The organism is Dorea sp. AGR2135 (assembly GCF_000420885.1).
In the GTDB taxonomy this organism is placed as follows: domain Bacteria; phylum Bacillota; class Clostridia; order Lachnospirales; family Lachnospiraceae; genus Dorea; species Dorea formicigenerans.
Genome location: NZ_ATVU01000008.1, coordinates 80,746 through 105,067 on the forward strand (window position 1 = coordinate 80,746; position 24,322 = coordinate 105,067).

At 40.1% G+C, this 24,322-nt stretch carries 23 protein-coding genes; all 23 read left to right on the forward strand.

Annotation, left to right across the window (positions count from 1 at the left end):
• Positions 1 to 33 precede the first annotated feature (33 nt).
• The 23 genes from G593_RS0107200 (at position 34) to pstB (ending at position 24,320) form a co-directional block, all read left to right on the forward strand.
• Positions 34 to 1,020 (forward strand): tyrosine-type recombinase/integrase, encoded by a 987-nt coding sequence (locus tag G593_RS0107200; RefSeq protein WP_242827056.1) that lies wholly within the window; start codon positions 34 to 36, stop codon positions 1,018 to 1,020.
• A 342-nt stretch (positions 1,021 to 1,362) separates the two neighbouring features.
• Positions 1,363 to 3,864, forward strand: coding sequence for a DUF7601 domain-containing protein (locus tag G593_RS0107205; protein ID WP_029731247.1), 2,502 nt, complete (start codon positions 1,363 to 1,365; stop codon positions 3,862 to 3,864).
• Between the two features lies 1 nt (position 3,865).
• A complete protein-coding gene (lepB, locus tag G593_RS0107210; RefSeq protein WP_029731248.1) occupies positions 3,866 to 4,378 on the forward strand; it encodes a signal peptidase I in 513 nt (170 codons plus the stop codon).
• Between the two features lie 122 nt (positions 4,379 to 4,500).
• On the forward strand, positions 4,501 to 5,556 hold the full coding sequence (locus G593_RS0107220) for a Spy0128 family protein (RefSeq protein WP_029731249.1): 1,056 nt from the start codon (positions 4,501 to 4,503) through the stop codon (positions 5,554 to 5,556).
• 3 nt (positions 5,557 to 5,559) lie between these two features.
• Entirely contained in the window at positions 5,560 to 6,537 is a 978-nt protein-coding gene (srtB, locus tag G593_RS0107225) for a class B sortase (protein ID WP_081646510.1), read from the forward strand.
• On the forward strand, positions 6,500 to 7,153 hold the full coding sequence (locus G593_RS0107230) for a Spy0128 family protein (protein WP_029731252.1): 654 nt from the start codon (positions 6,500 to 6,502) through the stop codon (positions 7,151 to 7,153). Before srtB ends, G593_RS0107230 begins: the two co-directional genes overlap by 38 nt.
• Positions 7,144 to 7,701 carry a hypothetical protein gene (locus tag G593_RS19020; protein ID WP_022279216.1) on the forward strand — a complete coding sequence of 186 codons (558 nt, stop codon included), beginning with the start codon at positions 7,144 to 7,146 and terminating at the stop codon, positions 7,699 to 7,701. Before G593_RS0107230 ends, G593_RS19020 begins: the two co-directional genes overlap by 10 nt.
• A 414-nt stretch (positions 7,702 to 8,115) precedes the next feature.
• Positions 8,116 to 10,722, forward strand: a complete 2,607-nt coding sequence (gene adhE, locus G593_RS0107240) for a bifunctional acetaldehyde-CoA/alcohol dehydrogenase (RefSeq protein ID WP_029731253.1) — start codon at positions 8,116 to 8,118, stop codon at positions 10,720 to 10,722.
• A gap of 13 nt (positions 10,723 to 10,735) precedes the next feature.
• Positions 10,736 to 11,491 (forward strand): aminoglycoside phosphotransferase family protein, encoded by a 756-nt coding sequence (locus tag G593_RS0107245; RefSeq protein ID WP_005338990.1) that lies wholly within the window; start codon positions 10,736 to 10,738, stop codon positions 11,489 to 11,491.
• Positions 11,492 to 11,722: 231 nt separating this feature from the next.
• Positions 11,723 to 12,733: a permease gene (locus tag G593_RS0107250; protein WP_029731254.1), complete on the forward strand. Its 1,011-nt coding sequence runs from the start codon at positions 11,723 to 11,725 to the stop codon at positions 12,731 to 12,733.
• Between the two features lie 46 nt (positions 12,734 to 12,779).
• On the forward strand, positions 12,780 to 13,139 hold the full coding sequence (locus G593_RS0107255; protein WP_005332302.1) for an ArsR/SmtB family transcription factor: 360 nt from the start codon (positions 12,780 to 12,782) through the stop codon (positions 13,137 to 13,139).
• Entirely contained in the window at positions 13,126 to 14,058 is a 933-nt protein-coding gene (locus G593_RS0107260) for a CobW family GTP-binding protein (protein WP_117659517.1), read from the forward strand. The genes G593_RS0107255 and G593_RS0107260 overlap by 14 nt, the downstream gene beginning before the upstream one ends.
• A gap of 82 nt (positions 14,059 to 14,140) precedes the next feature.
• Positions 14,141 to 14,374 carry a thioredoxin family protein gene (locus G593_RS0107265; protein WP_029731256.1) on the forward strand — a complete coding sequence of 78 codons (234 nt, stop codon included), beginning with the start codon at positions 14,141 to 14,143 and terminating at the stop codon, positions 14,372 to 14,374.
• Positions 14,375 to 14,530: 156 nt separating this feature from the next.
• Entirely contained in the window at positions 14,531 to 16,204 is a 1,674-nt protein-coding gene (locus G593_RS0107270; RefSeq protein ID WP_029731257.1) for an AAA family ATPase, read from the forward strand.
• 111 nt (positions 16,205 to 16,315) lie between these two features.
• Complete coding sequence (locus G593_RS0107275; RefSeq protein ID WP_029731258.1) at positions 16,316 to 17,146, forward strand: Cof-type HAD-IIB family hydrolase; 831 nt, start codon at positions 16,316 to 16,318, stop codon at positions 17,144 to 17,146.
• 10 nt (positions 17,147 to 17,156) lie between these two features.
• Positions 17,157 to 17,984: an undecaprenyl-diphosphate phosphatase gene (locus tag G593_RS0107280; protein WP_005338979.1), complete on the forward strand. Its 828-nt coding sequence runs from the start codon at positions 17,157 to 17,159 to the stop codon at positions 17,982 to 17,984.
• Positions 17,985 to 18,079: 95 nt separating this feature from the next.
• Complete coding sequence (locus G593_RS0107285) at positions 18,080 to 18,961, forward strand: transporter substrate-binding domain-containing protein (protein WP_005338977.1); 882 nt, start codon at positions 18,080 to 18,082, stop codon at positions 18,959 to 18,961.
• Between the two features lie 34 nt (positions 18,962 to 18,995).
• Positions 18,996 to 19,706, forward strand: coding sequence for an amino acid ABC transporter permease (locus tag G593_RS0107290; RefSeq protein ID WP_005332292.1), 711 nt, complete (start codon positions 18,996 to 18,998; stop codon positions 19,704 to 19,706).
• Positions 19,690 to 20,493, forward strand: a complete 804-nt coding sequence (locus tag G593_RS0107295; protein WP_029731259.1) for an amino acid ABC transporter ATP-binding protein — start codon at positions 19,690 to 19,692, stop codon at positions 20,491 to 20,493. Before G593_RS0107290 ends, G593_RS0107295 begins: the two co-directional genes overlap by 17 nt.
• Positions 20,494 to 20,750: 257 nt before the next feature.
• Positions 20,751 to 21,659 (forward strand): phosphate ABC transporter substrate-binding protein, encoded by a 909-nt coding sequence (locus G593_RS0107305; protein WP_005338973.1) that lies wholly within the window; start codon positions 20,751 to 20,753, stop codon positions 21,657 to 21,659.
• An 83-nt stretch (positions 21,660 to 21,742) separates the two neighbouring features.
• The gene (gene pstC, locus G593_RS0107310; RefSeq protein ID WP_029731260.1) at positions 21,743 to 22,645 is read left to right on the forward strand and encodes a phosphate ABC transporter permease subunit PstC; all 903 of its coding nucleotides are present in this window, start codon (positions 21,743 to 21,745) and stop codon (positions 22,643 to 22,645) included.
• Positions 22,646 to 22,660: 15 nt separating this feature from the next.
• Positions 22,661 to 23,536 carry a phosphate ABC transporter permease PstA gene (gene pstA, locus G593_RS0107315; protein WP_005338969.1) on the forward strand — a complete coding sequence of 292 codons (876 nt, stop codon included), beginning with the start codon at positions 22,661 to 22,663 and terminating at the stop codon, positions 23,534 to 23,536.
• A 16-nt stretch (positions 23,537 to 23,552) separates the two neighbouring features.
• Positions 23,553 to 24,320: a phosphate ABC transporter ATP-binding protein PstB gene (gene pstB / locus G593_RS0107320; protein WP_022279221.1), complete on the forward strand. Its 768-nt coding sequence runs from the start codon at positions 23,553 to 23,555 to the stop codon at positions 24,318 to 24,320.
• Positions 24,321 to 24,322: the final 2 nt, after the last annotated feature.

The following is a 24,322-nucleotide window of genomic DNA, read 5'->3' on the forward strand; positions in this document are numbered from 1 at the left end:
AATCCAAAACTATCATATGGGAGGTAAATAATTATGGGGAAAATTATGGAGAAATTTACAGATTCAGTGGCAAGGAAAATTTGGAGTCAAATGGAAGAAGAGCAGAGAAAATGTGAGGAGAGTAAAATTCAGATAATTACAGAAAAACAAATTACAGAATTTGGAGAGAGTCTTTATGAAACGGAACACTCAGATAACACAATCCAAAGATATTGCCAGGAAGTGAGAAAATTCATGGAATTTCTTGATGGAAGGGTACCGGAAAAACAACTTTTCGTGGAATACAGGGATCTGGAAAAGGAACAATATAATGTGCGTTCGGTAAATGTTAAGATTTCAGCGATTAATGCATATTTTGCATGGAGCAAAAGACCCGAATTAAAAATGCACTTCCTTAAGATTCAGAAAAAAGCATTTATCTCAGAGAAAAGGCAACTATCTTCGGAAGAATTTTCAAGACTTCTTACAGTGGCACAGAAAAAGAGTAGCCAGAGATTATATATGCTTTTGCAAGTACTTGTAAGTACAGGAATAAGAATCAGTGAACTGCCTTTTATTACAGTTGAGGCCATGGAATATGGTGAAGCTGAGATATCGTTGAAAGGAAAAACGAGGTCTGTAAAATTTCAAAATGAACTCCGAAAAAATATATTAGAATATTGCAGAAAAAATAAAATCGAATCAGGATATATATTTCGGACACGGAATGGAAAAGCGGTAGATCGTTCCAATGTTTATCATGAAATGAAGAAATTATGTGAAAAAGCAGGTGTGGAAAAGGAAAAAGTATTTCCACACAATATGAGACATTTATTTGCGAGGATTTTTTATCATGCAGAGCAGAATCTGGCACATCTGGCAGACATACTTGGACACAGCAGCATTGAAACAACCAGAATATACGTGGCGGAGACGATAGATACTTATGAAAAAATACTGGAGAAAATGAAATTTCCTATACAAATTAATAGAGATGGAGCAGAAAAACAAAAAGACCACAGAATCTATATTCCGTGGTAAATAAAGCAAACTCAAATACATAAAAATTATCTTGATATTAATAATGTTACCCCTTCATTTAGTAAAAGTCAAGATATATACATAAAAATGTCCTGTTAAAATATAACCAAACTTCACGAAATATAAATTAAGGCATGAAAATAATACCTGTCTGTAAGAATGCAAACAGAAAGGGTTACTTTTCATGCCTTTTATCTTAACTAAGAAGACTCCTGGAAAGGTGGAACGTAAAAATATTACCACGGAATATAGATTCTGTAGTGATAAGGCTTTTTGCATATAAGGTCAGGACAGGAAAACTGTTTTAGACCATTCCCTAAAAAAGAGAAGGAGGAGAAGAGTATGAATCATAGGGGGAAATATTGTACACATTCTAAAGTACTGCGTGTACTGGCAGTGGTGCTTGCTTTGTCAATGCTTCTGGGAATGTCTGGAATACAGGCATTTGCCGAAGAAGACACAGTGGTAAAGATTCAGTCAGAAGCAAGTACAGAGTGTGACCAGGGTGGAGAAAATGTGATTTTCACTCCTGAAAAACAAATGAAAGGAATTACGGTAAAAGCGAGTGCCGCAAATGGGGTATTGCCAGCGGACGTAACATTTTCAGTGACGGCGTTGAAATCCGAAGGGGAGACAGCAGAACATTATAAAGAGGTGGAAACAGCACTGACAGATGGTGAGACAGCATATGATGGATTTCAAGCTTTTGATATGTCATTTGAAGATGAAAACGGAGCCTGCCAGCCAACGGGTGGAAAAGTGGCTATTGAGCTGCAGATTGATTCCAAAACACTGGCAGAAGAAGTTGATCTGAATACCATTGTAGTACAACAGCTCGTAAAAACTGAGACAGGACTTCAGATGAAAAAAGTTGCTGATGCCACAGATGGGAAAATAAGTGTAGACGGAAATGTAATCACAGCAAAATATGACGTCGAGAGTGTTTCTGCATTTGCACTGACATGGACAAAGGCAACGGCTTCTGATGAGAGTGAGGGCTCAGATGGAAGTGTACAGGAAGATGTTATGCCACTGGCAGTTACAACATTTTCACTGGAGAATCATATCAAAGATCAGGGAACATTGAATGTTCCGGAATCCGTCGTTGCAGCCAGTTATAAGTGGTTCAAAAGTGACAATGGAACAAGCAACTGGACAGAAGTTGTAAGCCGTAAGATTACCGGAGATTCCTACAACATTTCAGAAGATGGAAAAAGTCTGAATGCAGCACTTGATAATGGGGCAAGAAAATACTACAAGGTGGAAATTTATGATGAACAGGGAAATAAAACTGGTGAGTCAATAGCAACTCAGGTTTCTTATTATTCAGCACTTCAGAATGGAAGCTTTGAAACGCCGCTTTGTAATAGCAATTACCAGCCGTATATAACAAGTGATACGCAAGGAATCGTATGGAAAACAACAGCTTCTGATAACAAGATAGAAATTGTCAATGCTTCACCCAATAAGAAAGAAAGACGATGGATATGGGCAAAAACATATCAAGCGTTGTCTCAAAAGCATCATCAGGTCGATGCGGCAGCCGATGGAGAACAGTTCGCAGAACTGAATGCAAATGAAGTTGGCTCTTTATATCAGGATGTGCTGACGACACCGGGGGCAACATTGAACTGGGGACTGGCTCATCGGGCAAGAGGAGATAAGACGGCCAAGGATACCATGTACGTCCTGATCATGCCGGCGGAACTTGCAGAAAATATTAACAATCAGGCAGATGTCGAAAAGGTTATTCAGGCTATAAACAATGGAGATGAGACTTATAAAGGTGCAACGGTCCAGGAGATTACAGATGATAATCAGAAATGGTATACGCATACTGGAACATATGAAGTTCCAGAGGGACAATATCTGACCAGATTTTTCTTTGTGTCAGGACCGACCGCATATGATTCCAGTTCTGGTGCAAAAGAGAATTTGAAAGGAACGATTGGAAACCATTTGGATAATGTGTATTTTACATCAGAACTTCCACAACCGAATCCGGATACAGGACATTTGAAGATTGTAAAAACAATTCAGGGATTGACGCAGGAAGAGGCAACTGACTATTCCATTGATGTAAAAATAGAAGGACCAAATGCTTATACGACGAAAACTGTTACACTGAATCGATTTAGCTGGAACGAGGACAAGCAGGCTTATACGGCTACACATGTAGAACAGAATGTTCCAATTGGAAGTTATACCGTAAGTGAGGTTGCAGATTCCGCACAGAGAGACGGATATACCGTAAGTGTGAAGGTAAATGGAACGGATAGTTCGGAGGCTTCGGGGACTGTCAGTATTCAAGACCGGAAGACTTCTGAAATCTGGTTTGAAAATACATATACTTTGAATACATATGTGCTTTCCGTTAAAAAGGTTTTGACGAAAGGAAATGATTACGCAGATCGGACGAAGGCATTTGATATCGACATTACATTAAAGGATAAAAATGGAGAGAATGTAAGTGGAGAATTTGACACGGAAGATGATAAGAAAATCAGCTTTACAGATGGAAAAGCAACCGTTTCATTAAAGGATAATGAAGCTATAAAGATTGTTGGAATCCCAGCGCAAGCAACATATGAAGTCCAAGAGACAAGCGACAGCTCCAAAGGATACGATGTCCAGTATGATCAGAAGACAGGAACAATGAATCGTGACCAAAGTGTTACCGTAACAAATACTGCAAAAGATATTCCGACAAGTGGCGTAGACACAGGCAACTGGGTTGCCGGAGGAATTTTGATGGCAGCATTGATGGCGGCAGCAGGATCCATCTATATGATCATCTGCCAGAAAATGAAGCGTGTGGCAGGCCACAGACGGAGAAGATTTTAAGATGCAGGAAGAAAGACAACCGGTGCCGCTTCTTGTGGATATCGGATATCTTTTGCTAAAGATTTTGATTATAGGGGCTTTGGCAGTAGTGATGTTTACATTTCTATTTGGCATCTGCCGTAATCCAGATGCTTCCATGACCCCGGCTATGAAAGAAGGAGACCTGATAATTTATTATCGTTTGAAAAAGGATTATCAGGTTGGAGATGTAGTGGTAATCAGGCAGGAGAAAGAGACAGAACTCCGACGAATCGTAGCGCGGGCGGGGGATGTAGTGGATATTACAGAGGAAGGATTAAGTGTCAATGGCTATATACAACAGGAAGATGACATTTATATGGAAACACTTCCATACTCAGAAGGAATTACATTCCCAGTCATAGTAGGCAAAAATCAGGTGTTTTTATTGGGTGATAACAGAAGCAGTGCAAGAGACAGCCGGATATATGGACCGGTAGACATAGCAACAATCAAGGGAAATGTTATGACCATTATGCGCCGCCGTAATTTATAAAATAGGTGGCAACAATTTCAGATAGGAAACAATCTGTTGGCAGGCAGGATTGAAGACAGGAAGAAAAATAGATTGCTTTTTATTATAAATGAAATACAAGGATATATTAAGGAGGGGAAACAATGAAATCAGGAAAAATCAAAGGAATGCTTATGGCAGGGATGCTCACAATGAGCTTATGTGCTGGAACAGCAGTAATGGCAGAAGAGGTACAGGTTCCAACAGTTGGACAGGCAGGTGTTACCAAGAATTTGCATATTGCAGAAGGAATTACCGTACCAGATACAACATTTACATTTAATATCACTCAGACCGCTGGAGATGAGACGACTGTTGCAAAAACTACGACAGCAGATTTTCGTGCAGATGCGGTGACCGATGATCTTGTATCGAAAGCAGCAACAACAGAACTTGCAGATGCAACGAAATATCCACATGCAGGTGTTTACACATTTACCGTCAATGAGGTAAAAGGCGATGTAGCCGGCATGACATATGATACAAAAACTTACACAGTAAATGTATATGTAGTAAATGATGGCGATGGTTTAAAAGTAGACAGCATTACTGCAAATGATGGAGAGACAAAAGTATCAGATATGTCTTTTGACAATACATATGTAAAAGACTCTAGTCTCACAATAGAAAAGAAAGTAACAGGAGCTCAGGCAGACAAAACAAAACACTTCAACTTTACAATTAACATGACAAAAGCGTCTACAGATACAAGAGCTTCCTACACAGGAACAATTGTAAAAGGTGACAAATGTAAAGAAACACATCAGAATGTAGTACTTACATTTGATAATAATGGTAAAGCAACAGCAAATGTAGAACTGTGTGACGGAGATACAATCACATTTGACAACATTGCAGCAGGAACAAGATATACCGTTACTGAAGCAGGAGCAACAGATGGATATACACCAAGTGTAGCAGTTGTTGAGAATGGTGCAACAGCAGTGCAAACTAACGCAACCAGCGAAGCTGACGGAATTACAGCAGATAACAAGCTAATTGGCGAGAAGACAAACAGTGTCGTATTTACCAATGCTTATGCTGACACTCCGATTACAGGTGTTATCATCAATAACCTTCCATATGTTGTCCTTGTTGCAGCAGCAGTATGTGCTCTTGTGGCACTCGTACTGATCAACAGACGCAGACAGTATCGCTAAAAAATGTTGGTGCGTATAGCAGACCGGATCGTCAATTTTGTAGTACTGATATTCACCATGTTGCTGATTTTGTACGGCGTGTATGCATTTTGGGACACAAGACAGGTCTATGATGCGGCTTCTGCGCAGAAATACAAGACCTACAAGCCGGAAAAAGATGACTCGGTGTCATTTGAACAATTGCAGGCGCAAAACCCGGAAGTTATAGGCTGGCTGCATGTATATGGAACGAAAATTGATTATCCGTTCACGCAGGCAGAAGATAATTCAAAATATGTGAATACAGATGTTATGGGTGAATATGCACTGTCGGGAAGTTTATTTCTGGATTGCATGAACGCACCGGATTTTAGCAATTTTAATAATATTATTTATGGACATCATATGGAAAAAGAGTTGATGTTCGGTGATCTTGGTCACTATGAGGATGAGACGTATTTCAATACACATGAATATGGAAATCTATATTATAGTGGTCAGGATCATGGTGTGCATTTTTTCGCATTTGTGAAAGCAGATGCATATGACAACATGATTTACAGTGTCAGAATTGCAGATCAATCAGAAAAATCGAAGTATTTATCATATGTACGGGAACAGGCATTGTATTACCGGGATTTAAACATTTCTGTGGAAGATGAAAATGTACGGATTATAGCTTTATCTACTTGTAATTCACAGACTACAAATGGCAGAGATGTGTTGATCGGTGTGATTTCAGATGAAACTTATCCAGATACGTTTGCAGAAGGAGAGACAGAAAAACAGCAGGGGATAGCAAGAAATCTTCTTGAGCAAATTCCGCTTTGGTGGTATGGGCTTTTAGAAAGTGTACTTATAGGGCTGGAGATAGTAGCTATTCTTCGATATATCAGAAAGAAACATAAGAATTGTATGGCGGTAAATAATCGTGCAGTACAAGGACAGAAAGGAGGGGAGATAAATGATAAGAAACCGGAGAACGGAAAATATAAAAAATAGGGGGAGATTTTCTGCATTTGTTGCAGGGATTGTTCTTGCAGCAGTTCTGTTGCAGGGATTGCCGGTGAAGGCAGAGGCAGCCTCTCAAAAAACTGTTGCAAAAATACCAGTGTCCCAGACATTTGAAATAAAAAATCAAGCGCCGGACGGACTGAACCGAGAGTTTCAATATATAATGACCTGTGAAGAGACAAAAGTTCCGATGCCAGAGGAGACTTCAGAGGGAACTTATACATTTACTCTAAAAGATAATGATAAAAAAGTAATCGAAATTGCTTATGAACATGCCGGAGTATATTATTATAATCTGAAACAGCAAGTATCTGACAAAAAGGATAAATTCAGTTATGATGAGACGAACTACAAGGTAGCAGTATATGTGACGAATGCAGACAATGGAGGACTTGATACACAAGTTGTTGTAAAAAATCCGGATGGGACAAAGAGTGAAGAAGCATATTTTCATAATTCTTATACTGGAGACAAACCGGCGAAAGGAAATACTATTGTAAAAACCGGAGATACACAGAATATCATACTGTGGTGTTCGACAGCAGCAATAGCAGTCGTGGTATTTTTTCTTGCAGTATTTATCAGGAGAAAGAAATGTCAGTGATTCGTGATCTGAGTGGACAGAAATTTGGAAGACTGACTGCCTTGTATCCGACAGAAAAACGTGACAAGAGAGGCTCTGTATATTGGCACTGTAAGTGTGAATGTGGAAATGAAGTAGATGTTTCTCTTAGTGGACTTGTATATGGTAATTATAAAAGCTGTGGATGCCTGAAGAAAGAGTGTGAAAAAAACGTGCATGACCAGCTTCATTTATTGAACGGAACTTGTGTTGAATGGCTGAAGCACCGGAAAAATCGATGTGACAGTACGAGTGGTTTCCGTGGAGTGTACAAGACGAAAGCGGGAAAGTATCGAGTGACAATCGGCTTTAAAGGAGAACGATATCAGCTCGGGACATATCGCGAGTTTCAGGATGCAGTCGACGCAAGACTGGAGGCAGAACATCTGATTCATGACAGGTTTCTGGAAGCATATGAGAAATGGTGCAAGCGCCAGAAAGAAGATCCAAAATGGGCAGAAGAGAATCCATTGATTTTCGATGTACATCAAGAGAATAAAATTATAACAGTAGAAACAAATATGGAATAAACGAAAGAACGTGGAAGGCAGCTTCCACGTTTTTTCTAATGCCTACTTTAGAATATATCGGTGGGGAAAAATAGCGAAATAGTATCTATATTACAGGCTTTCCGCTTAGCCTGCATAATGCAATTTCGGCGTAAGCCGTCCTGCTTCCAAGCAGTTTATTATTTGGCATTTATTGGAAAACTACAGGATATGAAAAAAGCAGTTCACGGAAATTATTCCGTTTTATGTCCCGTGAACTGCTTTATATAATAATATTTCCAACAAATGACAAAAAATAAACAACAATGTTAAAAAAATATCATTTATATATTGACAAATAATTAACGATAATTTATACTACCAAATGTAAAGAATAAAAGACGTCTAATTAAGCAAACTATAATCCATACTTTTTATTTACAGGAGGGAATCCAGATGGCTAAGAAGAAAGATGTTGTACCGGTATTTGTTGACAATGTGGAAGCGTTGGAAGCGAAGATGCAGGCGATGCGCGAGGCGCAGAAAATCTTTGCCACCTATACACAGGAGCAGGTTGACAAGATTTTTTATGCGGCAGCAGTTGCAGCGAACAAAATGCGTATTCCACTTGCAAAGCAGGCAGTTGAGGAAACCGGACGTGGTATTGTTGAGGATAAAGTAATCAAAAATCACTATGCAGCAGAGTATATTTATAATGCATACAAAGACACAAAGACTTGTGGTGTGATTGAGGAAGATAAAGCATTCGGAATTAAGAAAATCGCAGAGCCAATCGGTCTTGTGGCAGCAGTTATTCCGACAACGAACCCGACTTCAACAGCAATCTTTAAGACATTGATCTGTCTGAAGACGAGAAATGCAATTATCATCAGTCCGCATCCGGCAGCAAAAGCTTCTACAATTGCAGCAGCAAAGGTTGTTCTGGACGCAGCAGTGAAAGCCGGAGCACCGGAAGGAATCATTGGCTGGATCGATGCACCGTCACTGGAACTGACGAACATGGTTATGAAAGAATCAGACATTATCCTTGCAACGGGTGGTCCGGGAATGGTAAAGGCAGCTTATTCTTCCGGAAAACCGGCACTTGGAGTTGGAGCCGGAAATACACCGGTTATTATTGATGACACAGCAGATATTAAACTTGCAGTTAACTCCATCATTCATTCCAAAACATTTGATAACGGTATGATCTGTGCATCTGAGCAGTCCGTAACGGTTCTGGACAGCATTTACGATGAAGTAAAGAAAGAATTTGCATACAGAGGCTGCTATTTCCTGAAAAAAGGAGAAGAGCTTGATAAGGTTCGTAAGACGATTATTATAAATGGAGCATTGAATAACAAGATTCCTGGAAAATCTGCATATGAGATTGCAAAACTTGCAGGTGTGGAAGTTCCGGAAAATACAAAGATTCTGATCGGTGAAGTAGAATCCGTAGACATTTCTGAAGAATTTGCACACGAAAAATTATCACCGGTACTTGGAATGTATCGTGCGAAGACATTTGACGAAGCCCTTGAAAAAGCAAAGCGCCTTGTAGCAGATGGAGGATATGGACACACAGCTTCTCTTTATGTACATCCTGCTGAGACAGAGAAAATTGCAAAACATGCTGAAGCTATGAAGACATGTCGAATCCTGATCAACACACCGTCTTCTCACGGAGGAATCGGAGATCTCTACAACTTTAAACTGGCACCGTCACTGACACTTGGCTGCGGTTCCTGGGGAGGAAACTCCGTATCTGAAAATGTAGGTGTAAAACACCTGATCAATATTAAAACAGTTGCAGAGAGGAGAGAAAATATGCTTTGGTTTCGGACTCCGGATAAGGTATACTTTAAGAAAGGCTGCATGCCGGTAGCGCTTGATGAACTTGGAAATGTACTGCACAAAAAGAAAGCATTTATCGTAACAGACAGCTTCTTATATAAGAATGGTTACGTAGCTCCGATCGAGCAGAAACTGGATGAGCTTGGAATCCAGCACACATGCTTCTTCGAGGTGGCACCGGATCCGACACTTCAGTGTGCTGAAAAAGGTGTGGATCAGATGCGTGCATTTGAGCCAGATACGATCATTGCTCTTGGCGGTGGATCTGCCATGGACGCAGCAAAGATTATGTGGGTAATGTATGAGCATCCGGAAGCTGACTTTGAGGATATGGCCATGGACTTCATGGATATCCGCAAGCGTGTATTCACTTTCCCGAAAATGGGCGAGAAAGCTTACTTTGTAGCAATCCCGACTTCTTCCGGAACAGGTTCCGAGGTGACACCATTTGCCATTATCACAGATGCTGAGACAGGCGTAAAATGGCCAATTGCAGATTATGAGCTTCTGCCGAACATGGCAATTGTAGATGTAGATAACATGATGACTCAGCCAAAAGGACTGACTAGTGCATCTGGTATTGATGTTATGACTCATGCAATTGAGGCATATGTATCTATTATGGCAACAGATTACACAGACGGACTTGCCCTCAAGGCAGCAAAAGCAGTATTTGAGTATCTGCCGAGAGCATACGACAATGGTGCAAATGATCCGGAGGCCAGAGAGAAGATGGCAAATGCTTCCTGTATGGCTGGAATGGCATTTGCGAATGCGTTCCTTGGACTGAACCACTCCATGGCACATAAACTTGGTGCATTCCACCACCTGCCACATGGAGTCGCAAATGCAGTGATCCTGACAGAAGTCATGAGATACAATGCTGCAGAAGTGCCGACAAAAATGGGAACATTTTCACAGTATCAGTATCCACATGCACTGGCAAGATACGCTGAAATTGGCCGCTTTGTAGGCTGCCAGGGAAAAGACGATGCAGAAGTATTTGAAAACTTTATCGCAAAACTGGAAGAGCTGAAAGAAAAAATCGGTATTAAGAAGTCCATTCACGAGTACGGCATTGATGAGAAATATTTCATGGACACACTGGACGACATGGTGGAGCAGGCATTTAACGATCAGTGTACAGCAGCAAACCCAAGATATCCACTCATGAAAGAAATCAAAGAGTTATACTTAAAGTGCTGGTAAGGAGGTAAATGTGATGAAACTTACGAATCCGGAATTAATTGTGAAACGTTCTTATAAGGAAGTCTACAAGGACGGGGATAAGATTGTAAAAATATTTGAAAAAGATCACCCGAAGTCAGCCGTTTTTAATGAGGCGCTGAATACCGTTCGAGTCGAGGAGGCGGGACTGGATATTCCGAAACTTGATGAGGTCACACAGATCGATGAAAAATGGGCACTTGTTATTGAGTGTCAGGCAGGCGAGACTCTGGAAACAGTCATGGAAAAGGATCCGGATAATCTGGAAAAATATATGGCAGAGTTCGTAGATCTTCAGCTTCAGATCCACGCAAAGACGGCTCCGATGCTTACGAAACTGAAAGACAAACTGGCAAAACAGATCAATCAGTTAAAAGAACTGGATGCGACCCAGAGATATGAGCTTCTGGTACGTCTGGAGAGCATGCCGAAGCATACAAAAGTATGCCATGGAGACTTTAATCCAAGTAATGTCATCGTAGGCGAGGACGGCAAGCTGACAGTTGTAGACTGGGCACATGTTACCCAGGGAAATGCCAGCGCAGATGCGGCACTTACTTACCTTCAGTTCGCACTGAAGAACCGTGTGGCAGCAGAGATGTATCTGACTATGTTCTGCAAGAAGAGTGACACTGCGAAACAGTATGTACAGCAGTGGTTCCCGATTGTTGCAGCAGCACAGCTTGAGAAGAACAATGAGCTGGAGAAGGATTTCCTGATGAAGTGGATCGACGTCATGGATTATCAATAAAAATATTTGACATAGAATAAGCAGACTGATATATAATTTGATTAAAATAAATAATAAAGCATATATAAGAAGATATATTGACAAACTTCTATGTATAATGTAAAGTGTGAATAGAACGAAACCGGTACGAAAGTTCGTGCCGGTTTTTATAAAACTAAGACATAGAGATATTTCTATATTTCTATATAATGAATTGTTTATAGAAATATCTAATGTTTAAAAGGAGACGTTATGGGTGCGATTAAGACAGGCTGGGATTTTTTTCAGGACCAGATATTAGGTATGCACTGGCTGAAAGATCTCATAGGAAATCTGCTTGTAAAGGCAGGAATGAGGGAGAGTAGATTCCCCGGTGAATTTTTACATTTTTTTATTTATGATGTGATTAAGATTTTTGTACTGCTTGCGGTGCTTATTTTTCTGATTTCTTATATTCAGAGTTATTTTCCGCCGGAGAGAAGTAAGAAGATTATGGGAAGATTCCATGGTATCTGGGCGAACATTATCGGGGCATTGCTTGGAACGGTGACACCGTTCTGCTCCTGTTCTTCAATCCCAATCTTTATGGGATTTACAAGTGCGGGACTGCCACTTGGTGTGACATTTTCATTTCTCATATCTTCTCCAATGGTAGATCTTGGATCACTGGTTCTGCTTATGAGTGTGTTCGGTGGCAAAATTGCATTTGCATATGTGATAGTAGGACTGATTGTGGCGGTCGTTGGAGGCACTTTGATTGAGAAACTTCATATGGAAGATCAGGTGGAGGAGTTCATCAGACAGTCTCAGAATGTGGAGATTGAATCCCAAAAGCTGACGGTAGGAGACAGAATGAATTATGCAAAGAATCAGGTGGTATCCACCGTGAAGAAAGTTGCACCATACATTTTTGTTGGAGTAGCAATTGGGGCGGCAATTCACAATCTGATTCCGGAGCATATAGTTCGAAGCATATTAGGAGAGCAGAAGTGGTATGCGGTGCCGCTGGCAACGGTAGTCGGAGTACCAATGTATGCGGATATTTTTGGAACGATACCGGTTGCAGAAAGTCTGCTGGCAAAAGGGGCAGGGCTTGGAACAATCCTGGCATTTATGATGTCTGTGACGACTATTTCATTCCCGTCACTGGTGATGTTGTCAAAAGCAATCAAGAAAAAGCTACTTGCAATATTTATCGGAATTGTGTGCATGGGAATTGTCATTGTAGGATACCTGTTTAATATATTTGGATATATGCTATGATAAAGATACCAGAAGATTTTTGAACAGTCAGGAAGGTGATTAGATCATGGATGATAAAGTGATGATAGATTATGCAAAATATGCCCGTATATTTAAGGTAATGTCAAACCCAAAGCGTCTGAAAATTATAGATATGCTTTCCGAAGGGGAACTTTGTGCATGCAAGATTCTGGAAGAGTTTCACATCACGCAGCCAACGTTATCTCATGATATGAAGGTAATGTGTGACCTTGGAATTGTGAAAGCGAGAAAAGAAGGAAAGTGGATGCAGTATTCACTGGATATAGAAGTTTTAAATGATGTGTATAAGACAGTCGGAAGACTTATGATACCAGGAGCTTATGCGGGACTTTTAAATTGTAATTGTAATACAGAAAGGGAGAATGAGAAGAATGAATCAGATTAAATTATATTTTCTGACAGGTTTTTTGGGATCAGGAAAGACAACACTTTTAAAGAATCTTTTAGAGAATATGGAAGGAATGAAAGTAGGAGTCATTCAGAATGAGCTTGGAAAAATCAGCATTGACGGAACAGTACTACAGAATGATGACATTCACATGGTAGAGCTGAATAGAGGATCTATTTTCTGTAGTTGTCTGCGACTTTCTTTTGTCGATGCGCTTGCGAAGATGTCACAGCAGGGATTGGAATATGTATTTGTTGAAAGTTCCGGTTTTGGAGATCCTTCCAATGCAGAGGAGATTCTGGAAGCTACAAAAGTACTGGTTGGGGAAGTATATGATTTCCGTGGCTGTATTTGTCTGGTGGACTGCTACAATTTTTTGGATCAGCTGGAGGACGAAATTACCATCGACCGTCAGTTAAAGCACTGCAATCTGGCAGTTCTGACAAAGGTAGATTTAGTGGACAGAGAGCAGATTGAACTGATAAAAGAGAAGGTACAGGAGATTAATCCGGTCTGCCCAATTACAGAGAGTGAGAATGGCAATATTAAACGTTCATTTTATGATATGGATCTGATGAAGTATCAATGGGCAGAATGCGAGGAGACAACCAACTCAGCAGAGACAAAGCCAAAGACATTTTCCATGAACTTTGCAGGTGAGATTGAAAAAGACAAACTGGAAGCTTTCCTTGAGAGAATTGAGCCGAGTGTTTATCGAGCGAAAGGCTTTTTCAAGGTAAAAAATGAAGGCTGGGAGAAGGTCGATGTAGTTGGAAAGAAACTGGATTATGCGCCATATGAAGCACAGGAGAAGTCAGAACTTGTATTTATCTCCAAGATTGGAATTGCACTGATCCGGGAGATTAAGGAAGCATGGGATGGGTGTGTCGGACTTCCGATGGATCTGAAGAACTAGGATGGAATTTTAGTTGCCAAGCATATGACAAAAAGGTCCGGTGGACCTTTTTTAGAGAATGTGATGAGATAAGGAGTCAGATATGAATATAAAAGTAATTGGTAGTGGCTGTGAGAACTGTGATAAGACGAATGCAATTATAGCAGAGTGTGTAGAGGAGCTTGGGATTGACGCGAAGATTGAGCGTGTTGCAGATCTGGTAGAGATTGTAAAGCTTGGAGTTATGACAGCTCCGTCTGTCATGATTGACGGAAAGCTTGTTATTTCGGGACAGGTACCATCAAAGAAACAGATGATGAAGGTTTTAAAAAAGTAAAGAAAATTGAAAAAACATATGCATCATGGTATCATAAATTTATGTTAATGCTGTGTGGAAGAACAGGTTATACATGGTATAATACATTATTTACAGTAAGAATGGTGAGCGGATTATTTGAGTCCAATTTAGTTGCGAGGGAGGTAGAGAATTCGGATGAAAAAATTAAACATTCCGGTTGGTATATCTGATTTCAGAGAAATACGTGAAAATGGATATTATTATATTGATAAAACATTTTTAATCTACGAATTACTTAAAACACCTGCAACAAAAGTTACATTGATTACAAGACCGAGGCGTTTTGGAAAAACACTTGGGATGAGTATGCTGGCTGATTTTTTTGATATACGAAAAGAAAGTTCTTCATTGTTTGAAGGATTGGATATATCAGAGAAAGCAAGTATATGTAATGAATGGATGAATCAGTATCCAGTGATTTTTTTGTCACTGAAAGATATTGATGGATTAACATTTGAGGATGCATATGGACAATTAGTGGCTCAGATTGCGGATTTATATAAAGAATACACATATTTACTGGAATGTGCAGAAATTGATGAAGATGATAAGAAAATTTTCCTGGATTTGAAAGCCGGAAAAGCAGATAAAGTTCAGATTACCAGATCGCTTGGTACATTGATGAAGATGTTACAGATTTATTATCACAAACCGGTGATTTTGTTGCTGGATGAGTATGATGTTCCGGTTGCCAAGGCAAGTAATCATGGATATTATAACGAGATGCTTGACATCATGAAAGGAATCATGAGTACAGCGCTTAAGGATAATCAGGCACTTCGATTTGCTGTCATTACAGGCTGTCTGAAGATTGCGAAAGAAAGTATATTTACAGGAACAAACAATTTTGTATCGGATACGATCAGAGACTCCAGATATAATGAATACTTTGGGTTTACACAAACAGAAGTAGATAAAATATTAAATGATTCAGGCTGCATCGAACATGCAGAAAATGTAAGAGAATGGTATGACGGTTATCATTTTGGTGAAGTAGATGTTTATTGCCCATGGGATGTTATGAACTATTTGCGGGATTTGCAGCATGACATAATGGCAAAACCGGAAAGTTATTGGAAAAATACAAGTGATAATGCAATTATACGGTCATTTATTGAGTATGCCGGAACGAATATCACGAAAAAGATGGAAACGCTGTTAGCAGGGAACTACATTATACAAAACATTGATGAAAATCTCACATATGATTACTTGCATTCATCAGAGGAAAATTTGTGGAGTATTCTGTATCTAACAGGATATCTGACAAGAGTAAGGGAATCTGAGCTTCAAGCACAGATTCCGGAAGGAACAGTTGCACTTCAGATCCCGAATGCAGAGATTAAGGAAATATTTGAAACAACTGTAATAAAATGGTTTAGTGATACTGCAAAGAATTGGAATAGAAATGCATTATTTCAGGCAGTATGGAATTCCGATGTGGAATCATTGACTGTGGAAATGAATATATTACTGCGTAAGACAATCAGTTACCATGATTATAAGGAAGATTTTTACCACGCATTTCTCGCCGGGATTTTTACAGGTGCCGGATATGCAGTGGAATCCAATAAAGAACATGGAGAGGGACGAAGTGACATCGTAGTGTACGATTCTGTGAATGGACAGGTTGCCGTTTTTGAGGCAAAGACATCAAAAACTATGGACGTCATGAGCAGAGATTGTGAGGATGCAATCAGACAGATCGATGACAGAATGTATGCAAAAGAATATGAAGACGAATATGATCATATTTTATGTTATGGAATTTCGTTCTTTAAAAAGAGATGCCTCGTAAAGAAGAAATAATATGCTCCCCTTTTATTAGTTATAAGAACTGGTAGAAGGGGATTTTTGAAAAGAACTGTTCAATTGCTTGTTGGAGTTTATATGTATGTGCTTAAAAGGAGAAATAAGAAAATGAACATCAGGATGATTGGTTTTGACCTGGATGGAACACTTCTGACAACGGACAAGATTCTGACGGAGAGAACGAAGAAAGCATTGGAGGCAGCGGCAGATCAGGGAGTGATTCTAGTACCGGCGACGGGACGGCCGTTATGTGGACTTCCAAAGGAACTTCTGGAGCTTCCGTTTATAAAATATGCAGTGACAGCCAATGGTGCCAGAATTTTGGAGACAAAAACAGAACAAGTTTTATCAGAAATGTTAATTTCGGTAGAAAAAGCGCACGAAATATTGGATATTTTCTCAGATTATGATACACTACGAGATGTGTATTACGATGGAATCGGTTACTCAGAGAAAGAGAAGCTTGCCCATATTCAGGACTATGTCATGACAAAGGCCATGGGCGAATATATTCTTAATACTCGTGTTCCTGTTGAAAGTGTAGAAGAGAAGTTTGAGACAGAGAATCGAGGGACAGATAAAGTACAGGCTTTGTTCCGATACCAGACTGACAAGGAAGAAGCATGGAAGTGTATCCGTAAAGTGACAGGAGTGGAAGCAACCGGAGCATTGGAGAATAATATAGAGGTCAATGCAGAAGGTGTCCATAAAGGGATGGCTCTTTTGAAACTGGGCGAGATATTCGGGATCAGTCGTGAGGAAATTGCAGCCTTTGGTGATGGATCCAATGATACGATGATGCTTAAGACAGTCGGAATGGGAGTCGCTATGGCGAATGCAATGCCGGAAGTGAAGAAAGCAGCAGACAGATTGACAGATTCCAATGATGAAGAAGGCGTGGCAAGATTCATAGAAAAATACATATTAAAAACTGAATAGGAGGTAACTAATGTTAGACGTATTGAAAGTCATTTTACTCGGAATCGTGGAAGGAATCACGGAGTGGCTTCCGGTCAGCAGTACAGGACATCTGATTCTGGTGGGGGATGTTTTAAAACCGGGACTCAGTGATGCTTTTATGGAGATGTTCAACGTAGTCATCCAGCTTGGTGCTATTATGGCGGTCGTTGTTCTGTATTTTCATAAGTTGAATCCGTTTTCACCAAAGAAGACTCAAAAACAGAAGCTTTTGACCTGGCAGATGTGGATCAAAGTATTGATTGCCTGTGTACCGGCCGCTGTAGTGGGATTGCTTTTCGATGATATTCTGGATAAGATTTTTTATAAGCCGCTTCCGGTAGCTGTGATGCTGATTGTATATGGTGTACTATTTATTATAGTAGAAAACCGTAATGAAGGAAGAAAACCGGCTGTCCACAGAATCTCTGAACTGGATATTAAGATGCTGTTGTGGATCGGTGCTTTCCAGATGCTGGCCCTGATACCAGGAACTTCAAGATCAGGTGCAACAATTGTCGGCGCGCTGATCATCGGAGTATCCAGAGAAGTGGCAGCTGAGTTCACATTTTTCCTGGCAATTCCGGTCATGTTCGGAGCAAGTGCACTGAAGCTTATCAAATTCGGATTCCACTTTACAGCAGCAGAATTCGGATTCCTGATGCTTGGCTGTGTAGTTTCTTTTGGAATGTCTGTTATTGCGATTAAGTTCCTGATGAACTATATCAAGAAGAATGATTTCAAAGTATTTGGATATTATCGAATCATATTAGGTGCACTGATTATTCTGGTAGCACTATTTAAGATGTTGCTTGGATAAAAATGGGCTTGAGTTTTAGCTGAAACGTGTTAAAATATGTATTATGCAATAAATATGTATAATCATGCAGAATAAAATTTTAGGAGGACAGGGTTATGAAAATGAAAAAATTAACCAGCGTACTTTTGGTTGCAGCATGTGCGCTTTCATTAGTAGCATGTGGCGGATCAGGAGACAAAAAGGACAGCTCCAAGGGCGGTTCATCATCAAAAACAGCAAAGGTTATCGATATTGACCTTACAAATGAAGAGTATGCATTCGGAGTAGATAAGACTCAGCCAGAGCTTCTTGAGAAGACAAATGCATTTATTGAGAAAATTAAAGGTGACGGAACATTAGATAAAATCTGTGACAAATATTTTGGAAGCGGAGAGCCAGAGGCAGTTGAATCTGCAAAACTCGACAGCTCCAAAGATCAGCTTGTAGTAGCTACAAATGCAGCATTTGAACCATTTGAGTATACAAAGGGAGACAGCTACTACGGAATCGATATGGAGATCGCTAAGCTTCTTGCTGATGAGCTTGGAAAAGAGCTTGTAATTGAGAACATGGATTTCGATGCAGTATGTCTGTCTGTAAGCCAGCAGAAATGTGATATTGCTATGGCAGGTCTTACAATCAATGAAGAGAGAGAAGAGTATGTAACATTTACAGATTCTTACTATTCAGCATCACAGAGACTGATCGTACCAAGCGACAACACTACATTTGATGACTGCAAGAGCGCAGATGATGTAGCAGCACTTCTGGCTAAGACAGAGAAATCTGATAAGATTGGTGTTCAGGCCGGAACAACAGGTCAGTATTATGTAGAAGGAAGCGAGGACTGGGATTTCCCTGGACTTCCTGCAGAGTGTGTAACATATAAGAGTGGTTCCCTTGCAGTTCAGGATATGCTCAATGGAAACATCACATATGTAATCATCGATGCAGCACCTGCATCAGCTATTACAGAATCTATCAACGAGATGCAGTAATTCTCAAGTGATAGATTAGAAGAAGAGAGAGATTATGGGTAATTTTGATCAGAAAGTAAACAAGTTTATAGAGATTTTTGTGGAACAGAATGGTTATGCAAAAGTAATTCAGGGTCTGCAGAATACACTGTTAATTGCAGTGACAGGTTTAATCATTGGTATCATTGTTGGAACTTTGATTGCAACAGTGCGTGTACTTCCAAAGTATAAAACATTGCCAAAAGTATTGAATGGCATCTGCAGCTTTTATGTAGCACTGTTTCGTGGAACACCTATGGTAGTTCAGCTGTTGGTATTTTATTATGTACTTCTTCCAATCATCGGACTGAAAATTACAGGAGTACAGGTAGCCATGCTTGTATTCGGACTCAATAGTGGTGCATATATATCAGAAATTATGCGAAGTGGAATTCAGTCTGTGGATTCCGGACAGATGGAGGCCGGTCGTGCAGTTGGCTTAAGCTTTGGGACAAGCATGATGAAAATCGTGATTCCACAGGCAGTAAAAAATATTCTCCCGACTCTTGGAAATGAGTTTATTTCCCTGATCAAGGAGACTTCAGTTGTAAGTTTTGTAGGAGCAGCAGATCTCTATGTTGCATTTAACTATATTGGAAGTAACAGCTATGAATTCATGGTTCCGTACCTGGTAATGGCACTGATTTATATTGCACTGGTATTGATTATTTCCTTACTGATAAAATTGATGGAAAGGAGCCTGAAGAAGAGTGATAGACGTAATTAATCTGAAAAAAAGCTTCGGTGATGTCGAAGTGTTAGAAGGCATCGATATAACCATCAATAAAGGGGACATCGTAGCAATTATCGGACCGTCCGGTTCCGGTAAGAGTACATTCCTAAGATGTCTGAACTGTATGGAAGATCCGACGTCCGGACAGATTATTTTTAACGGTGTAGATATTGCAGATATGAAGGTGGATATTAATATTCACCGCCGTCATATGGGAATGGTATTCCAACATTTTAATCTGTTCAATAATAAGACAGTCATTGAGAATATTATGCTTGCACCGGTTTACACAAGATGCCAGGATCTTAAAAAAGCGAAGAGAAAGAAATTATTCGGAAAAGGTGGGGCAGATGCGTCACTTGCAGGTCTGACAAAAGAGCAGATCAAGAAAGAAGAAAAAGAAAAAGCAATAGCACTTCTTAGAAGAATCGGTCTGGAAGATAAGGCAGATGTATATCCGTCAACGTTATCTGGTGGACAGAAACAGCGTATTGCGATTGTCCGTGCACTTGCTATGGATCCGGATGTCATTCTTTTTGATGAGCCGACATCAGCACTTGACCCAGAGATGGTAGGTGAAGTACTGGAACTGATGAAGCAGCTTGCGGGCGAAGGAATGACCATGGTAGTTGTAACACATGAGATGGGATTTGCAAAAGAGGTGGCTTCCAGAGTTGTATTTATCGACGAGGGAGTTATTAAAGAAGAAGCGGCTCCGAAAGAGTTCTTTGAAAATCCGAAAGATGCACGATTAAAAGAATTTTTATCAAAAGTATTATAAGAAATTATAAAAAAGATATAAAGAGACAGAGTGGAAAGAAATCCATCCTGTCTCTTTTTGCATTCAATGGCTCATCGGAATGGTTTGCACAGGGAAGGAAGAGGCATGCTCTCTTATTTATACACGAAAACTATACTTTACAAACATTTTACAAATCTCCCGTTTTTGATTTTACATTCTCCTTTTATGATAATAACTGTCGACAAGGTAAATAATAAAAAAAGAATTATTGTACAAGACAAAAGGAGATTACGAAAATGAAATTGAAAAAGTTTATTGCAATGATGGCAGTAACAGTAATGGTTGCAGGAATGGCAACAGGATGTGGCGGATCAAAACCAGATGCAGGATCTGATTCGACAGGAAGTGATACAAAGACAGAAAGCTTAAGCGGAACCATTACAGCAGCTGGTTCTTCAGCATTAAAACCGCTGGCAGATGATGCAGCAGATTCCTTCTTAAATGAGAACCCGGACGTATCTATTACAATTGATGCAGGAGGATCAGGAGAAGGACTGAAGCAGGTATCCGAAGGAACAGTTGATATCGGAAACTCTGATGTAGCCGCTGAGGATAAGTTGGATGCAGATAAAGCAAAAGAACTTGTAGATCATCAGGTATGTGTTATTACAATGGCACCAATCGTAAATGAGGATGTTGCAAAGGCAGGAGTTAAGAGCCTTACAAAAGATCAGCTCATCAGCATTTTCACAGGAAAGACAACAAACTGGAAAGAAGTTGGTGGACCAGATGAGGACATCGTACTCGTAACAAGACCAGAATCTTCAGGAACAAGAGCTACTTTCCAGAAATATGCATTAGATGGAAATGAAGAAGCTTCCAATGCATCTATGGAGACAGACGATTCAGGAGTACTTCTTACAAATGTAAAAGATACAAAGGGTGCAATTGGTTATGTTGCTCTTTCTTATCTGACTGGTGATGCAGGAGTTGAGACAGTTGCAATTGACGGAGTAGAGCCTACACTTGAGAACACATACAGTGGAAAGTACCCAGTATGGACATTTGAGCATATGTATACAAAAGGTGAGCCAAATGAAGTTGTAAGTGCATTCCTTGATTACATCACAGGTGACAAATATGGAAGCCAGATGGAGAAACTTGGATATGGCGTTTCTTCTAAGATGACAAAAACAGAGCACTAATCAGGAAAAACGAGAAGTGGCAGGGCAGACGAAAATATATCAATGTCTGCCATGCCATTTCTTATGAAAATCAGGTGAATGATATGAATAAAAAACAAAGTATGTTTGCAAAAGAATATGCCTGGAGAGGACTTATGACAGCCGGAGGTCTTCTGGTTATCGTAATCACGATCTGTATCGGAGCCTTCCTTGTATATAAAGGTTCTGGCACATTTACCATATTCCACCATTCCCTTTCAGACTTTCTGTTCTCAGCAGATTGGGGGCCGGCAGACAATGCCGAAGGTGGTGGTACGGTCGGAGCATTGATCTTTATCGTAGGTTCTATTTGTACATGCGGACTTGCACTTCTGATTGCAACACCATTTGCACTGGGATCAGCAATCTTTATGATTGAAATTGCACCGAAATTCGGTGAAAAGTTTTATCGTCCGATTGTAGAAATATTTGCAGGTATTCCATCTGTTGTATACGGATGGGTCGGATTGACAGTGTTGATTCCGGCAATTAAAAAAATATTTGGATTACAGGTCGGACATTCTATAATGGCAGCAGGAATCGTACTCGCACTTATGATATTTCCAACGATCAGCAATGTGGCAGCAGATTCTATAAGTTCTGTTCCGAAAGATTATCGTATGGCGGCTTATGGACTGGGATCGACCAGATGGCAGTCGATTTATAAAGTTGTACTTCCGGCAGCAGGCTCAGGAATTCTTTCCGGTATTATCCTTGGACTTGCAAGAGCATTTGGTGAGGCGCTTGCAGTTGCAATGGTTATCGGACAGACGACAGCACTTCCAACTGGCATTTTCTCTACGACAAAGAGTCTGACAACGGAGATTGCGGCACAGATGGGAAATGCGACAGAAGGTGGAGAGATGAAGACAGCACTTTGGACAATGGCATTACTTTTATTCGTATTGTCTCTTGTATTTATTCTGCTGATCCATTATTTCTCCAGACCGAAGAAAGACAAAGAGTAAGGAGGAGACGAGAAGATGAACAGAATAAAACGTGCGCGTGGAACCAATAGCGTAATGACAGGCGTATTCTATCTGATCGCAGTTTTCTTTTTTGCACTTTTGATTTCATTTGCATCTTATGTGATTATAAAAGGATTCAGCGGTGCGACTTCGGAAATGTTCCGCTTTCTGAGAAAAGGAAGTATTGGAAACCAGTTATTCAATACGATTTATCTTGTATTCATATCACTGGTATTTTCCGTACCGCTTGGAGTAACTGCAGGAATTTATCTGTCTATGTATGCAAAAAAAGGACTTTTGACCAAGTTTCTTCGCATCTGCATCGAGACACTTTCCTCATTACCATCTATCGTAGTCGGTTTGTTTGGATATCTGGTATTCCTTGTATTTTTCGGACTTGGAAAAAGTCTTCTTGCCGGAGCACTTTCCATTTCCATACTGGCAATTCCGGTTATTACAACGACGACGGAGGATGCGATCAATGGACTGCCAGATGATTATCTTCAGGCAAGTCTAGGACTTGGTGCAACGAGGTGGCAATCCATCTATCACGTACTTCTTCCGGCCTGTATTCCACGAATTATGACGGGTGTGATACTGGCAGCAGGAAGAGGATTTGGTGAGGCGGCAGCGCTTCTTTATACAACTGGGTCCGGAACAGATATCCGTTGGGGTAATTGGAACCTGTCAGCACCGACCTGTCCGTTAAATGTATTTCGTCCGGCAGAGACGTTATCATTACAGATCTGGGGCTTACAGATCAATGGACAAGATCCGAATCTTGCCAATCTGTCAGCGGCAGTTTTGATGATCCTTGTTCTGTTATTTAGTATCGGGGCAAATGCCTTGAGCCGACATATCAATAAAAAGACGTCAGGTGAAAGTGTGTAGAAAGGATAAAAAAATTATGGCAGATCAATCAAAAAAATATAAATTTGATATCAGTAATCTGAATCTGCATTATGGTGATTTTCATGCATTAAAAGATGTAAATATGAAGATTGAAGCGAATAAGATTACTGCTTTTATCGGGCCATCCGGATGTGGAAAGTCTACATTTTTAAAGACTTTGAACCGCATGAATGACTTGGTAGAGAATTGTAAGATCGATGGAAAGGTGCTGCTTGATGGCACAGATATTTATAAGGATATGGATGAAATTACTTTGCGTTACCATGTCGGAATGGTATTTCAGCAGCCAAATCCTTTTCCGAAGAGCGTATACGACAATGTGGCATATGGCCCAAGAATTGCCGGAATCAAGAAAAAATCGCAGTTAGATGAGATTGTGGAGCGAAGCTTAAGACAGGCAGCTATCTGGGATGAATTAAAAGACAGACTTCATAAAAGTGCGCTTGGACTTTCCGGTGGACAGCAGCAGAGACTTTGTATCGCAAGAACACTTGCGGTAGAGCCGGAAGTCATATTGATGGACGAACCAACTTCTGCACTGGATCCGATTTCAACATCTAAGATTGAAGACCTTGCGATGGAACTGAAAAAAGATTATACTATTGTCATGGTAACTCACAATATGCAGCAGGCTGTCCGTGTATCTGACAATACTGCATTCTTCCTGTTGGGCGAAGTGATCGAGTATAACGATACAGAAAAATTATTCTCTATTCCTTCTGACAAACGTACAGAAGACTATATTACAGGGAGGTTCGGTTAAGA

Excerpts from the sequence above, each read along its gene's own strand:
- G593_RS0107245 (WP_005338990.1), top strand. The coding sequence starts at position 10,736 with ATGAAACTTACGAATCCGGAATTAATTGTGAAACGTTCTTATAAGGAA.
- G593_RS0107255 (WP_005332302.1), top strand. The coding sequence starts at position 12,780 with ATGGATGATAAAGTGATGATAGATTATGCAAAATATGCCCGTATATTT.
- G593_RS0107200 (WP_242827056.1), top strand. The coding sequence starts at position 34 with ATGGGGAAAATTATGGAGAAATTTACAGATTCAGTGGCAAGGAAAATT.
- srtB (WP_081646510.1), top strand. The coding sequence starts at position 5,560 with ATGTTGGTGCGTATAGCAGACCGGATCGTCAATTTTGTAGTACTGATA.
- G593_RS0107260 (WP_117659517.1), top strand. The coding sequence starts at position 13,126 with ATGAATCAGATTAAATTATATTTTCTGACAGGTTTTTTGGGATCAGGA.
- pstC (WP_029731260.1), top strand. The coding sequence starts at position 21,743 with ATGAATAAAAAACAAAGTATGTTTGCAAAAGAATATGCCTGGAGAGGA.
- pstA (WP_005338969.1), top strand. The coding sequence starts at position 22,661 with ATGAACAGAATAAAACGTGCGCGTGGAACCAATAGCGTAATGACAGGC.
- G593_RS0107265 (WP_029731256.1), top strand. The coding sequence starts at position 14,141 with ATGAATATAAAAGTAATTGGTAGTGGCTGTGAGAACTGTGATAAGACG.
- adhE (WP_029731253.1), top strand. The coding sequence starts at position 8,116 with ATGGCTAAGAAGAAAGATGTTGTACCGGTATTTGTTGACAATGTGGAA.
- G593_RS0107280 (WP_005338979.1), top strand. The coding sequence starts at position 17,157 with ATGTTAGACGTATTGAAAGTCATTTTACTCGGAATCGTGGAAGGAATC.
- pstB (WP_022279221.1), top strand. The coding sequence starts at position 23,553 with ATGGCAGATCAATCAAAAAAATATAAATTTGATATCAGTAATCTGAAT.
- G593_RS0107220 (WP_029731249.1), top strand. The coding sequence starts at position 4,501 with ATGAAATCAGGAAAAATCAAAGGAATGCTTATGGCAGGGATGCTCACA.
- G593_RS0107285 (WP_005338977.1), top strand. The coding sequence starts at position 18,080 with ATGAAAATGAAAAAATTAACCAGCGTACTTTTGGTTGCAGCATGTGCG.
- G593_RS0107230 (WP_029731252.1), top strand. The coding sequence starts at position 6,500 with ATGATAAGAAACCGGAGAACGGAAAATATAAAAAATAGGGGGAGATTT.
- lepB (WP_029731248.1), top strand. The coding sequence starts at position 3,866 with ATGCAGGAAGAAAGACAACCGGTGCCGCTTCTTGTGGATATCGGATAT.
- G593_RS0107270 (WP_029731257.1), top strand. The coding sequence starts at position 14,531 with ATGAAAAAATTAAACATTCCGGTTGGTATATCTGATTTCAGAGAAATA.
- G593_RS0107290 (WP_005332292.1), top strand. The coding sequence starts at position 18,996 with ATGGGTAATTTTGATCAGAAAGTAAACAAGTTTATAGAGATTTTTGTG.
- G593_RS0107250 (WP_029731254.1), top strand. The coding sequence starts at position 11,723 with ATGGGTGCGATTAAGACAGGCTGGGATTTTTTTCAGGACCAGATATTA.
- G593_RS0107205 (WP_029731247.1), top strand. The coding sequence starts at position 1,363 with ATGAATCATAGGGGGAAATATTGTACACATTCTAAAGTACTGCGTGTA.
- G593_RS0107275 (WP_029731258.1), top strand. The coding sequence starts at position 16,316 with ATGAACATCAGGATGATTGGTTTTGACCTGGATGGAACACTTCTGACA.
- G593_RS19020 (WP_022279216.1), top strand. The coding sequence starts at position 7,144 with ATGTCAGTGATTCGTGATCTGAGTGGACAGAAATTTGGAAGACTGACT.
- G593_RS0107305 (WP_005338973.1), top strand. The coding sequence starts at position 20,751 with ATGAAATTGAAAAAGTTTATTGCAATGATGGCAGTAACAGTAATGGTT.